This is a genomic window from Stenotrophomonas sp. 3diitr2024, from assembly GCF_042136455.1.
GTDB lineage: Bacteria > Pseudomonadota > Gammaproteobacteria > Xanthomonadales > Xanthomonadaceae > Stenotrophomonas > Stenotrophomonas sepilia.
The window spans coordinates 1-12,471 of the sequence record NZ_JBHHMJ010000653.1; the positions used below are offsets into that span (position 1 = coordinate 1).

Annotated in this window: 11 protein-coding genes; 5 read left to right on the plus strand and 6 right to left on the minus strand. The window is 67.7% G+C overall.

Annotated features, from left to right (window positions below; translation table 11 throughout):
* Window positions 1-111 precede the first annotated feature (111 nt).
* The gene (locus ABGA94_RS16805) at window positions 112-1,305 is read right to left on the minus strand and encodes an MFS transporter (protein WP_095377133.1); all 1,194 of its coding nucleotides are present in this window, start codon (window positions 1,303-1,305) and stop codon (window positions 112-114) included.
* Window positions 1,306-1,398: 93 nt separating this feature from the next.
* Between ABGA94_RS16805 and ABGA94_RS16810 the strand changes: the two genes are divergently transcribed.
* On the plus strand, window positions 1,399-2,328 hold the full coding sequence (locus tag ABGA94_RS16810) for a LysR family transcriptional regulator (RefSeq protein WP_005417015.1): 930 nt from the start codon (window positions 1,399-1,401) through the stop codon (window positions 2,326-2,328).
* 93 nt (window positions 2,329-2,421) lie between these two features.
* Here the strand turns inward: ABGA94_RS16810 and ABGA94_RS16815 are convergent, their stop codons facing one another.
* Together ABGA94_RS16815 and ABGA94_RS16820 are read right to left on the minus strand one after the other, a co-directional pair.
* Window positions 2,422-3,879, minus strand: a complete 1,458-nt coding sequence (locus ABGA94_RS16815; protein ID WP_375367825.1) for an amidohydrolase family protein — start codon at window positions 3,877-3,879, stop codon at window positions 2,422-2,424.
* Between the two features lie 54 nt (window positions 3,880-3,933).
* On the minus strand, window positions 3,934-4,635 hold the full coding sequence (locus tag ABGA94_RS16820; RefSeq protein WP_065185738.1) for an ankyrin repeat domain-containing protein: 702 nt from the start codon (window positions 4,633-4,635) through the stop codon (window positions 3,934-3,936).
* 115 nt (window positions 4,636-4,750) lie between these two features.
* Between ABGA94_RS16820 and ABGA94_RS16825 the strand changes: the two genes are divergently transcribed.
* On the plus strand, window positions 4,751-5,632 hold the full coding sequence (locus ABGA94_RS16825) for a LysR substrate-binding domain-containing protein (RefSeq protein ID WP_005417024.1): 882 nt from the start codon (window positions 4,751-4,753) through the stop codon (window positions 5,630-5,632).
* Window positions 5,633-5,763: 131 nt separating this feature from the next.
* Window positions 5,764-6,201, plus strand: a complete 438-nt coding sequence (locus tag ABGA94_RS16830) for a DUF3806 domain-containing protein (RefSeq protein ID WP_005417026.1) — start codon at window positions 5,764-5,766, stop codon at window positions 6,199-6,201.
* 48 nt (window positions 6,202-6,249) lie between these two features.
* Here ABGA94_RS16830 and ABGA94_RS16835 read toward each other — a convergent pair whose 3' ends face one another.
* Window positions 6,250-7,410, minus strand: a complete 1,161-nt coding sequence (locus ABGA94_RS16835) for an amidohydrolase family protein (protein ID WP_375367826.1) — start codon at window positions 7,408-7,410, stop codon at window positions 6,250-6,252.
* A gap of 183 nt (window positions 7,411-7,593) precedes the next feature.
* Here ABGA94_RS16835 and ABGA94_RS16840 point away from each other — a divergent pair, with 183 nt between their 5' ends.
* Window positions 7,594-8,235 (plus strand): hypothetical protein, encoded by a 642-nt coding sequence (locus ABGA94_RS16840; RefSeq protein WP_005417028.1) that lies wholly within the window; start codon window positions 7,594-7,596, stop codon window positions 8,233-8,235.
* Window positions 8,236-8,313: 78 nt separating this feature from the next.
* Here ABGA94_RS16840 and ABGA94_RS16845 read toward each other — a convergent pair whose 3' ends face one another.
* Window positions 8,314-11,040, minus strand: a complete 2,727-nt coding sequence (locus ABGA94_RS16845) for a TonB-dependent receptor plug domain-containing protein (RefSeq protein ID WP_375367827.1) — start codon at window positions 11,038-11,040, stop codon at window positions 8,314-8,316.
* 179 nt (window positions 11,041-11,219) lie between these two features.
* Here ABGA94_RS16845 and ABGA94_RS16850 point away from each other — a divergent pair, with 179 nt between their 5' ends.
* The gene (locus ABGA94_RS16850) at window positions 11,220-11,855 is read left to right on the plus strand and encodes a GNAT family N-acetyltransferase (protein WP_005417030.1); all 636 of its coding nucleotides are present in this window, start codon (window positions 11,220-11,222) and stop codon (window positions 11,853-11,855) included.
* Here ABGA94_RS16850 and ABGA94_RS16855 read toward each other — a convergent pair.
* A partial coding sequence (locus ABGA94_RS16855; protein WP_375367828.1) for a CDP-diacylglycerol diphosphatase occupies window positions 11,852-12,471 on the minus strand: 620 nt, incomplete at its 5' end. The two genes, ABGA94_RS16850 and ABGA94_RS16855, sit on opposite strands and share 4 nt — an antisense overlap.

The following is a 12,471-nucleotide window of genomic DNA, read 5'->3' on the forward strand; positions in this document are numbered from 1 at the left end:
CCCGCAACCGGACCAACCCTGCCATCCCACGGAATGCCAGCTTTTGACGTTGCTCTGGCTCTGGCTCCGGCTCCTGCGGGTGCAGGGCTGCAAGCCCTGCCGAACAACCCCCTACTTCAAACGCAGTGCCAGGCTGCCCCCCGCACACACCACCGCCAGCCAGGCCACGCCGTGCCACCCCCACTGCGCCAGCGCCAGGCTGCCCAGCGCACCACCGGCGGCCATGCCGATGAACATGCCGGTGAACAACAGCGCATTGAGCCGGCTGCGTGCCGGCGGCACCAGCCCGTAGACCAGGGTCTGGTGCGCCACCAGCGCCGACTGGAAGCCGAAGTCGAACAGCAGCGCACTCACCACCAGCAACGGCAACAGCGCGGCGGCCGGCAACCAGGCTTCGGCCAGCAGCAGGCCGAAGCCCAGCAGCGCCACCGCAATCGCCAGCCGTGCCACCGCATGGCACCCCAGTCGATCAGCGAAACGGCCGGCAAACGGCGCGGCCAATGCACCGGCCGCACCGGCGATACCGAACGCACCCGCCGCCGCACTGCCGAGGCCCAGACGTGCATGCAGCATCAGCGCCAGGGTCGACCAGAACGCGCTGAATCCCACGGCCAGCAGCGACTGGCTGGCCACCGCACGGCGCAGCTGCGGCTGCTCGCGCCACAACGCCAGCAACGAACCCAGCAACGCCGGATAGCGCAGCGTGCTGGTCGGCGCGAAACGCGGCAGTGCACGCGCCATCACCGCGCCCATCGCCGCCACGGATACCGCCGCCAGCACGAACTGCGTGCGCCAGCCCCACGCTTCAGCCACCACGCCACTGACCACCCGCGACAACAGGATGCCGAGCAGCAGGCCGGTCATCACCCGGCCGACGATCTGGCCGCGCTGCGCATCCGGTGCCAGCACCGCAGCGGCGGGAACGATGTCCTGCGCCAGCGTTGCCATCAGCCCGACCAGCAGGCTGGCCATCAGCAGGCCCGGCAGGTGCCCGGCCATCGCGGCGGCGCCCAGTGCCAGCGCCAGCAGCGCGGACTTCAACAGGATCAGACGGCGGCGGTCGAAGCGATCACCCAGCGGTGCCAGCAGCAGGATACCCAGTGCGTAGCCGAGCTGGGTCAAGGTTGGCACCAGGCCGGCGGCGCGCTCACCGGCGCCAAGGTCCTGGGCGATCAGGCCCAGCATGGGCTGGCTGTAATACAGCGACGCGACCGAGAAGCCGGCACCGGCCGCCATTGCCAGCACCAATGGGGCGGAAGGCACGGTCGCCGGTGCGGCCGCAACAGACAGCGAGGGGGTAGACATGGGGGAGCCCCGTAGAGGAAGTGGGCGTATCCTGCCTGTATTCGCCAAACGTCTGTAGTAGGCTCTGGCACATATATTTCATACGCCACACGCATGAATGACCTCGCCACCGGCGCTGATCGCCTGGATCTGCTGCGCACCTTCCTGCGCATCGTCGATGCCGGCAGCCTGTCTGCTGCGGCCCTGCAGCTGGGCACCACCCAGCCGACGGTCAGCCGACGCCTGCAGGCACTGGAGCGGCAGCTCGGCCTGCGCCTGCTGCAGCGCTCCACCCATGGCCTGCAACTGACCGAGGACGGCCTGCGCTGCCAGCGTCATGCGCAGCGCGTGGTCGACGAATGGGAGTCGCTGCAGGCCGAGCTGAACGGCGAACCGGAAACGCTGCGCGGACGCCTGCGGGTGATGGTGCCGCACGCCTTTGGCCAGGCGCAGCTGCTGCCGACCATGCTCGCATTCCTCGCCCAGCACCCGCAGCTGAGCCTGGAGTGGATCCTTGAAGATCGTCGCCCGGATTTCATCGCAGAAGGCATCGACTGCGCGGTGCGGGTGGGCCCTGTCGACGAACCGCGCATGGTTGCACTGCCGCTCGCCGAAGTGCCGCGCATCGTCGTGGCAGCGCCCTCGCTGGTGGACGCCACGGCGGTCAGTACGCCGGAACAGGCACAGTCACTGCCGTGGATCTCGCTGGTCACCTACTACCGCGAACGCCTGCTGCTGCATGATGCGCAGGGCCGGGCGCATACGCTGTCAATCAGCCCGCGCCTGCTCAGCGACAACCTGTTCGTGGTACAGCAGGCTGCACGCGCCGGGCTGGGCGCAGCGGTGGTCTCGGCCTGGCTGGTGGCCGACGACCTCGCACAAGGGCGGCTGGTGCAGCTGCTGCCGGACTGGCAGGCACCGGCACTGCCGGTACACGTCGTGTTTCCTGCCGCGCGCCAGCAGCCGCCACGGCTGCGCGCCTTCATCGATGCGATGAAGGCCGCACTGCCGCAGCTGCACGGCATGCGGCCGGCACCGCGTTAGGTCACCGGCCCCATCATCCACGCATGGCGTGGATTTCGTTCAAGACCACAGGGTCAGAGCCCTTCCCGTTGAGAAGGGATCCGACCCTGTCGATCATTGCGCCTTCTCAGCCTCGGCATTCCACGCCGCGACCTTGGCCTTGGTGTCGGCCAGCATCTTGTCCAGCGCGGCGCGGTCATACACGTTGCCGCGCAGGATCACGCTGTCGATCTTCTCGGTGGCGGCGATGTCCTGCAGCGGGTTGGCGGTCAGCAGCACCAGGTCGGCGGCCTTGCCCCGCGCGACATCACCGTAACGGTCCATCTGGCCAAACCAGGCCGGGCCGGAACGGGTTGCGGCCGACAGCGCCTGCGGCGCGCTCAGGCCCTCCTTCACGAACAGCCGCAGTTCCTGGTGCAGGGCGATGCCCGGGAAGTTGAACGAGTTGAGGAAGCCCGCATCGGTGCCGGCAATGATCGTCACGCCCGCCTCCTGCAGCAACCGCAGCACGGCCGCCACCTGGTGGTACTGCGCGTGGCGCGCCTCGATCTGTGCCGGCGTCGCCTTCGCGGCGCGGTCCACGCGCCACTGGTAGGTCGCGCGCAGGCCCGGGCCGATGTAGGCCAGGTACGGATCGTTGGCGTGGTCATCCTGGTCCAGGAAATCGAGGATACGGCCACCGTTGAGGGTCGGGGTCACGAATACGCCGCGCTTGGCGAAATCACGGTAGGCGTGCATCGCGGTGTCACGGTCGAAGCTGGCGTCGAGGCGGCGATTGGCTTCCGCGCGGTCGATGCGGCCGGCGCCGAAGTCGGCGGCGATCTTCGCTTCGTCCTTGCTGCCGGCCTTGAATGCGTAGTCCAGGTGCTCGATCGAGGCCAGGCCGGCATCGACCGCCTGCTCCACCGTCAGCGCCATCGGAATGTGGCCCGAGGCCTTGAAGCCGGCCTTGCGCGCTGCGCTGGCCGAATACAGGAACAGATCCGGCTTCAGCGTGCTGTCGGTGATCTTCACGAAGTCGACCCTGTCGTGCTGCAGTCGGGTGATCGCCTTGTCGACGTCGGCCTCGCTGCCCACTTCGATCGTGCCCTTCCAGACCGGCTTGATGCCTTCGATCTTCGCGCCGGAACTGAGCAGGCGCGGGCCGAACAGCGTGCCCCTGGCGATCTCGCCACGCCACTGCAGCACCTGCTCGGGCAGGTCGCCCGAGCAGTCACGCACGGTGGTGATGCCGTGCGCGATGTACAGCGGCAACAGTGCCTTGTTCTCTTCGATCAGCGCCGGGCCACCACCGAAGTGCACATGCATGTCCCACAGGCCCGGGATCAGGTATTTGCCCTTGGCATCGATCTGGCGGGCCGCGCTCCACTGGCTGCGCAGCTGCGCGTCCGGGCCCACCGCGACGATGTCCTCGCCGCGGATCACCACGCTCTGCCCGGCCCGCGTGCTGGCGTGCTCGACGTCGACCACGATGGCATTGCGGATCAGCAGGTCGGCGCGCTCGGCAGCAGATACCGACAGCGGCGCCACCGCAAGAAGGATGGCAAGGGACAACGGGCGGGAACGGAACATGATGGACAGCATCCTGGTAGGCACGGCCAGCGTGCGGGTGGAAGGAGTAGCGGTTCAGCGCGCCGCGCCGTGCTGGCGCAGCAGGGTTTCAATGCCGGCATAGCCACGCTGGCGCGCGTGCGCCAGTGGCGTTACGCCATCGCCATCGGCCAGCTCCGGGTCGGCACCGGCCTCCAGCAGCAGCTGCACGATCTGCACATGGCGTTCACCACCGTCGCCAAGCAGGATCGCTTCCAGCAGCGCGGTCCAGTGCAGGCGGTTGACGTGGTCCACCGCCACACCTGCACGCAGCAGCATGCGCACGGTGCTGACGTGGCCGCGCTCGGCGGCCGGAATCAACGCAGTGCCCCCATAGCGGTTGGTGCTGCGCAGATCGGCGCCGTGCGCCAGGGTCATCGCCAGGATCTCATCCAGGCCGCGCGCGCCGGCATACAGGTAGGCACTGTCCTGCAGCGCATCCTTGGCATTGACGTCCGCCCCGGCCTCGATCAGTTCGCGCGCGGCATCCACGTTGTTGCCCTGCGTGGCCAGCAGCAGCGCCGTGCGGCCCTGGCCATCGTGCGCCTCCAGCGTGGCGCCATCCTCGATCGCCTGTCGCACCGCATCGGCGTCGCCGCGGCTGGCGGCATCACGCAGGCGCGCGTCTGCGTCGGCTCTGGAGGTGGCAGTGCAGGCAGGGGTGACCATGGCCAGCAGACACAACAACAGCACGCGCGTGAACGGTGCAGGCCAGCCAGCAGGGCAATGGAAGCGCATCACGGTGTCTCCTTTTCTCCATCGCCGCAGGGCGATGGTCGCAGGGGCCGCGCATTGCCGGCCCCTGCCCCGCATGGTAGAAGTCGGCCTGGGTATCCAGAAGTGAAATGTTCAAATGCAAGACAGTGCCAAATCGAATAGAACCCTGTTCGAACTGGACCTGCTGCGGGCGCTGGTGATGGTGGCCGACTGCGGCAGCTTCACCACGGCGGCCACGCGCCTGCATTCGACGCAGTCCACGGTCAGCCAGAAGGTACGGCGGCTGGAGGAACTGGCCGGGCATCGCCTGCTCGAGCGCGGCCACCGCGATGTACACCCCACCGACGCCGGCCACACCCTGCTCGGCTATGCGCGGCGCATGCTCGACCTGAACGAGGAAATGGCACAGGCGCTGGCCGGCGCGACGGTGGAAACTGCGGTCCGCATCGGCGTACCCGAAGACTTCGTCAACCCGCAGACCACCCGCATGCTGGCCGCCTTCAGCCGCCGCCACCCGCAGGTGAAGCTGGAGATCAGCAGCGGCCTGAGCCGTGACCTGGCCCAGGGCTTCGACCACGGCGAGCTGGACCTGGTGCTGGTCAAGCAACGCCGCAACAGCCGCCAGGCGGTGCATTGCCGGCACGAGCCGATGCACTGGATCGACAGCCTGCGCAGCAGCTGCCTGCAGCAGGACCCGCTGCCGCTGGTCACCTTCCCGCCGCGAGGGCTGTACCGCGACGAGATGATCCACGCCGTGGAAGCGCTGGGCCTGCGCTGGCGCATTGCCTTCACCAGTTCGTCGCTGAGTGGCATCCAGGGCGCGGTGGCTGATGGCATCGGCGTCAGCCTGCTGCCGCGCCGCGCGGTCACGCGCGAGCACCGCATCATCGATGGCGAGCGCGGGCTGCCGGTGATCGACAACTACGAGATCGGCCTGCTGCATCGCGCGGACGCCGATGATGCCGTGCGCGCACTGGCCAGCGAGCTGTGGCGGCAGGTGCAGCGCGAACCGGATTGACCACGGTAGATCCACGCCATGCGTGGATGCCTTTCGCGCATTGATCATCGATATCTGATCAATCTTGCCGCACGGCGGGCATCATCGCCTCGTACAGTGCCCCCTGCTTCCGTGCTCCACGGCGCCTCGCCATGTCCGACCAACCCCCGACCCGATTCGATCCCCTGCCTGCAGCCCTGCAGACGCACCTGCAGCACCAGCGTGCACGGATCGCCTCACGCGTGGCCGCCAGCTTCCCGACGTTGCCGGTGCAATGGCCGCTGGCCGCCAGCACATTGCAGCGCGTGGTCGATGCCGAACTGATCGATCGTGACGACTGCGGCGGCTGGGAAGCGCTGGGCGTGGCGTTCGGTGACATTCTGGCCCAGCGCGTGCCGGGCCTGGCCTGGATGCAGGTCACCGATGCCTGGGGCATCGATGCGGTGCTGCGCTATGCCGACAGCAGCCTGCAGATCGGCGCCAGCACCCTGCTGCTCAAGCGCGTGGAGCAGGGCGAGGTCATCGACATCGCCCATCTGCTGGCGTGGCTGGAAGAATTCGTCGCTACCCGCGCCGACGATTACGCCTGAAAGCCGCCGGGCATGGCTCGGTGCTACAGAGGTTGGCGCGGCCTGGATCTACAGCCAGCGGCCGTCCACCACCACGCGTCGCTCCACCGGCACTGCGGCCACGGCCGCCGGACCGTGATCGGCGCGCACCGCCACGAAGGTGGCCGGCAGGCCTTCGGCAATGCCGTGCTGCGGCAGCCCGATCACCTGTGCAGCATGGGTGGTGACCATGTCCAGCGCCAGCATCAGGTCGGCATCGGTGTAGAAGCCCGAGCGGTAGCCCAGCAGCATCGCCCGCTGCAGCAGATCGCCGTTGCCGTACGGCCACCAGCAGTCACGGATGTTGTCATTGCCAGCGAACACGCGCACGCCGGCATCATGCAGCGCACGCAGCGGCGGGAACGGATGATCCCCCGGCGCGTTGCTCATGATCGCCACACCCGCCGTGGCCAGCGCCTCGCCCACCTGCAACGCGCGCGCCAGCGGCACGTCGCCCAGCGAGTAGGCATGACTGACCGCCACCCGCCCCTGCAGGCCAGCGGCCCGGGTCCGCGCGGCAATGCGCAGCAACTGGGCCAGTCCGGTTTCGCCGGGCTCGTGCAGGTGGATGTCCAGGCACACGCCATAGCGCTCGGCCAGGCCGAACAGCAGTGCCAGCTGGCCTTCAGCATCGCCATCCAGCGTGGTCGGGTCGATGCCTCCCAGCACCTCCACGCCCGCTGCAAGGGCCTGCTCCAGTACGGCGGCGGTGCCGGGACAGGAAATCACCCCGGCCTGCGGAAACGCCACCAGCTGGATCCGCATGATGTCGGCGCAGCGCAGTGCCGCCTCGCGCACCGCTTCGAGATGGCCGAGACCGGTGCTGCCGTCGATATCGACATGGCAGCGCATCGCCACCGTACCGAAAGCACTGCATTGGCGGATCAGCGCCTCGGCACGGTCCACCATCGGTGCCGCACCCGCCACCGCCGCCTTCTCCACCGCCAGCCGCTCACGCAGGCTGTTCACCGGCTGATGCGGGTGCCAGCGGTCTCCGACAAAACTCTTGTCCAGATGGATGTGGCCGTCGACCAGCCCGGGCAGGACCGCGAAGCCCTGCAGGTCGACGCATTCCGCCCCGTCGGCCGGCGAGGCCTCGCCATTGAGGCCGCTGATGCGGCCATCACGGATATGGAAATGCAGCGGCGCACCGTTGCGGTCGACACCGCCATGGACGAACTGGAGGGTCATCGGGAACTCCCGGAATGCCAAGACTGCCGCCATCGTGCGCCCCGCTGCACCCATCGACCAACGAAATATCTGGATGGCACGCATTCACCAGGACGATGATTGCGCCTGCGACAACCGGTCGCAGCCACGCCGTGCACACCCCTGAACAGGTAACATGGGCGCCTGTTTCCGTTGTGATGCCGCATGGGCCCGTCCGACCGCCACGATCGTCTCCGCCGCTGGCAGGCCGCATCCCTGCTTGCCGCCGCCCCGATCGCCAGCCTGTCCGCCACTGATGCTGCGGCCGCTGCACCGCTGCAGTCGCCGCCGGGCCAGCAGCGCATCGCACCGGCTGCACTGGTCGAGCGCCTGCACCAGCGCGTGCTGTCCGGGCAGAGCGCCACCGCCACGCTGGAACACTGGTGCGCCGAACATGGGCTGGCCGAACAAGCCCGGGTGCGCGCGGTGCGCGTGCACGGCCAGGACAAGCCTGCCCCCGCCGACGTTCTGCAGGCGCTGGGCGCGACGCCGGGTACCGAACTGCGCTATCGCCGCGTACAGCTGGTCTGCGGCAGCCGCGTGCTGTCCGAGGCCGACAACTGGTACCTGCCTGGCCACCTCAGCCCGGCCATGAACCAGGTGCTGGACAGCACCGACGAACCGTTCGGTCGCGTGGTCGGCCCGCTCGGTTTCCAGCGCCAGACCCTGGCTGACCAGACGTTCTGGCCGCCGCGGGGCGAAGGCGATCACGGCGTGATCCTCGAGGTGCGTGCCTTGTTGCGCGACCGCCAGCAGCAGCCTTTCAGCTACGTCATCGAGTCGTACCTGCAACAGGCGCTGCCCTAGGCGACCGCGCGCGCCATCACCGCGGTGTCTAGACAGCAGAAGGCCCGGCATTGCCGGGCCTTCTGTCTGCCCGCCCGGTCAGCGGAACCGGTAGTCCAGCTGCAGCCAGTATTGGCGGCCATACGGGTCGTAGTTGCCGACCGGGTAGAACGGCCAGCCGCCCCCGTTCCTGTCTGCCGGCGGGCGGCTGTCACGCAGGTTGTTGACGATCACGCCCACCGACAGGTTCTCGCCGAACTGGCGGAACACGCTGGCGTTGTAGGTCATGTACGGCGCGATGCGACCACTGCCATCGGTCTTCGGCAGTGAACCGAAACGATTGCCGTACAGCGTGGTGGTCCAGTCACCCTGGTTCCAGGTGATGCTGCCGTTAGCCTTGCTGCGCCACTGGTAATCATCCAGCGAATTGCGGATGTCACGCTCCGGATCATCGCAGAACTGCCGGTATTTGTGCTCCAGCACCACGGTGTAGGCCAGGCGCGTGGTGAAGCGGCCATAGCGGCCGGCATCGAAACGCCAGTTGCCCTTCAGGTCCAGGCCTCGCACCGATTCGGAGGCCGCGTTGATCGGATTGATCAGCACGCGGGTCACCTGGTCCGGCTGCACCGTGGCGTTGGACGGATTGCGGATCACCCGCGACAGTGCGTCCTGGCACAGCGGTGAACCGATATCGCGCGCTTCGCCGCCCAGCGTGCGGCCCAGGCGGCAATCGGCCTCGTCACGCAGGATACGGCTGGTATCGAGGCTGGTCACCTCGTTGTCGATGCGGATGTCGTAGTAGTCGGCGCTGAAATCCAGCCCGGACAGCGGCGACCAGACCACGCCGAAGCCGTACGACTTTGCGGTTTCCGGCTGCAACTGTGCGTTGGCGCGGTTGCTGTAGTCGATCGACAGGCCGTTGTAGTCGCAGTTGTCGTACGACTGGCCTGCAGTACGGCAGCGCCAGTAATCGGTCATGCCCGGGTTGTAGCCGCGGGTCTCGGTGGCGAACACGTAGTTCATGTCCGGCGCACGGAAGCTGGTCGCGGCAGAGCCGCGGATCAACAGGCTCTCGATCGGGCGGAACTCGACGCCGAAGCTCCAGGTCGCCTTGCCGATGTGCTCGCCGCCTGCACGGTACTGGTCGTAGCGGCCGGCCAGCGTGGTGGTCAGCGATTGCAGCAACGGCAACTGCAGTTCAACGCCGGCCGCATAGCGATCGCGATCACCGCCGGCACCGATACCGGCGCTGGTGTTCCAGAACTCGCCGGTGCCCAGCCGCGGGTCCGGGCGGTTGCGGTAGCCCTGGCTGCCGGCCTCGACCACTGCGGCCAGCGCAGCATCGCCGCCCGGCAGTGCGAACAGGCGGCCATTGACACTGGCACTGAAGGCCTGCAGCCACGCCGCGTTGCGACTTTCCTGATAGTCGGACAGGCCCGCATACTCGTTCGGAGTCAAAGGCTTGAACAGGCGCACCGGGTCCGGCGCATAGACCTCCACGCCATTGCGCACGCCCAGCTTCGGGCCCAGCAGGTACTCGTTGATGCCGGCCAGCAGCACCGGGCGACGGGTTCGGTTCTCGTAGCGCGACCGGCTGTAGACCGCCTCGTAGTCCCAGCCGCTGTCGCCGATCTGGCCGCGTGCGCCCACGTTGAACGACCACGAGTTCTCCAGGAACCGATTGGCATTGCGCGGCAGGCCACCGATTTCTTCCGGCGCGAAGCGGCGGTACCAGCTCTCCAGGTTTCCGCTGTTCTGGTTGTAGAAGTAGTTGCGCGAGGACGTCCAGGTCGGCGCGCGCGTGTTGTTGTAGATGCGCGCGCTGCCCACGGCGACATCGGCGAACAGGTCGGTGGTGTCGTTGACGTGGAAGGTCAACAGGCCATAGCCATTGAGGTTGCGCTTCTGGGTCTGCACGGTCCAGTAGCTGGCGGCGGCCTCGTTGCTGCCGCAGTACCAGCCTTGGCGCGGGTTGTTGGCACGGAACACGCTGCCGCCATAAATGCCCGACGCTGCGTCGCAGCCGCTCACGCCCGGATCGATGTTGCGGCCGGTGGCAGCATTGCGGCGATAGGCGATCGCGGTCGCCTGCGGCGCCTTGCCGGCCGGATCATCGTCCAGTGAATCCATGAAGTCGCGTTGGCGCGCGTGGATCGCCTTGCGCACGTCGAACTCGAAGCCGAACAGCGCATCCCAACGCTCGCCGGAACTGCCACCGACCACCTGCGCGCGCTGGTTGTCACCCCCGCCCTGCTGGGTGCCGCCGGCGCGCACGTTCACGTCCACGCCTTCAAAGCGGTCCTTGAGGATGATGTTGACCACACCGGCGATGGCATCGGAGCCGTACACCGCCGACGCACCGGCCGCCAGCACCTCGATGCGCTCGATCAGCGCACTGGGGATGTTGGCCAGGTTGACCACGTTTACCGAGCCCTCGTAGGCCAGCGGATAGTCGGCCTGGCGGCGGCCGTTGACCAGCACCAGCGTGCGGTTCGGGCCCAGCCCGCGCAGGTTGATGGTGTTGGCGGCCGGGGTGAAGGTATTGCCGAAGTCCTCGCCCTGCACGTTGCCGGTGTTCTCGGTCAGCGCGCTCAGCGCATCGAAGGCATTGCGGTAGCCCTGCGCGTCGATCTGCTCGCGGCTGATCACCGTCACCGGCGAGGGCCCCTCGACACTGGCGCGCGGAATGCGCGAGCCGGTGACCTTCACTTCCTGCAATGTGGTGGGCGCGCTTTCCTGCGCGAAGGCCGGCAGCGAAACCAGCATCAGGGACGACAGTGCGAGCACCAGCGGACGCGGGCGCAGCGCCTTGGGGGAGGCGGACATGGGCTTCCTGGGGGGAGTTGGGCGGGTGGTAGCGGGAGCGGCCTGTGGGGCACATAACGATCCCGTAACGAAAGTGTCCTGAATGGGTGGTTTCAACGGAAATGACCAGCCCTGATGGGCTTATGCCTGAACCGAATCAGACGGACCCACGGCACCGCCACACTTTTGCAATGAATTGCATGGTCTGGCGCGCTTCCGATACGCATCGTGCATGGATGACCAACCGCGCCACCTACACTCACCTCGCCCCGCTGCGCCCCGTCCTGCGCCGCCACCTGCTGCACCTCCAGGCAACGCCCATCACCCTGCGTTCCTTCCAGCGCACCGATCTGCCGCGCTGGCGCACCTTCGACGACCGTCGCCAGCGCGGCCAACGGCCTTCCTACGGCATTGATGAAGAGGCCCGCTTCCTTGCCAGCGTCCATCGTTCACGCCTACAGGAAGACAACGATCTACTGGTACTGGGCGTGTTCGACGACGCGCAGGGCATCCTGCACGACCAACTGCATGTCCGCCTGCAGTCACTGCATTCGCGCTGCGCAGAACTGCAGTCCCTGCAGCACCGCAACGCCCATCCACAGGCCGCACTGCGCGCGCTGTGCCCGTTCCTGTTCGACAATGTCGGCCTGCATCGCATCTTCGTACTGCTGCCACCGGGTTGCACCACCCCTTTCGCCCAGGCACTGCAGGCCCTGGGCTTCATGCGTGAAGGCATCCTGCGCGACTTCCACCTGGACGCCGAGGGATGGCATGACCGCCAGTTGCTGGCGCTTACCGCGCCAGCGTGGCACAGCCACCTGCAGCGGATCGGCTAGCGCACCCGCTCCAGTGCCGCACCCGCGCCGGTCAGCACCGTGCAGGCGTGATCCTGCAGTTCTTCGCCGCTGGCATCGTTGCCACTGGCGGCATCCACGCGGGTGGCCAGCAGGATGAAGCCGGGGCCACCCTGCACGTCATCGCGTCCGGCCACCACCAGGCTCCACTGGCCCACATCGCCTACGCCGCTCAGGCCATAGGCCAGCAGGTTGAGCGGATTGGCGGTCATTTCCGCACCGGGCAACAGATAGGCCTGGTACTGATGCCCGCGCAGAAGCACCGGCAACGGTGACCAGCGTGGCCCCAGGGCGCCGGCGTGTGCATCCAGGGCCTGCAGCACGTCCGTGCGCAGGCAATCGACATGGATATGCAACTGGTGCTGCGACCGTCCGTGCGGTGAATTCAGCGCCAGGCTGGCTACGTTGCGCGGTAATGGCTGGCCCAGGGCCTGTTCGGTGTGCGCGCGCGCCTCCCAGGCGGCCGCGAAATAGTTGGGCGCCCCACGCTGGTAAAGACCGCGGTTCTCGATGCCACTTACCTTGTCCAGCGGCATCAGCAGGAACTGGTAGTCACCGTGTGCATCCTTGACCAGCACGTCACGGCGGCCGGCCGCCG

Bases quoted from the DNA above. Each gene is read 5' to 3' on its own strand.
- ABGA94_RS16805 (WP_095377133.1), bottom strand. From the start codon at position 1,305: ATGTCTACCCCCTCGCTGTCTGTTGCGGCCGCACCGGCGACCGTGCCT.
- ABGA94_RS16810 (WP_005417015.1), top strand. From the start codon at position 1,399: ATGAATGACCTCGCCACCGGCGCTGATCGCCTGGATCTGCTGCGCACC.
- ABGA94_RS16815 (WP_375367825.1), bottom strand. From the start codon at position 3,879: ATGTTCCGTTCCCGCCCGTTGTCCCTTGCCATCCTTCTTGCGGTGGCG.
- ABGA94_RS16820 (WP_065185738.1), bottom strand. From the start codon at position 4,635: ATGCGCTTCCATTGCCCTGCTGGCTGGCCTGCACCGTTCACGCGCGTG.
- ABGA94_RS16825 (WP_005417024.1), top strand. From the start codon at position 4,751: ATGCAAGACAGTGCCAAATCGAATAGAACCCTGTTCGAACTGGACCTG.
- ABGA94_RS16830 (WP_005417026.1), top strand. From the start codon at position 5,764: ATGTCCGACCAACCCCCGACCCGATTCGATCCCCTGCCTGCAGCCCTG.
- ABGA94_RS16835 (WP_375367826.1), bottom strand. From the start codon at position 7,410: ATGACCCTCCAGTTCGTCCATGGCGGTGTCGACCGCAACGGTGCGCCG.
- ABGA94_RS16840 (WP_005417028.1), top strand. From the start codon at position 7,594: ATGGGCCCGTCCGACCGCCACGATCGTCTCCGCCGCTGGCAGGCCGCA.
- ABGA94_RS16845 (WP_375367827.1), bottom strand. From the start codon at position 11,040: ATGTCCGCCTCCCCCAAGGCGCTGCGCCCGCGTCCGCTGGTGCTCGCA.
- ABGA94_RS16850 (WP_005417030.1), top strand. From the start codon at position 11,220: ATGGTCTGGCGCGCTTCCGATACGCATCGTGCATGGATGACCAACCGC.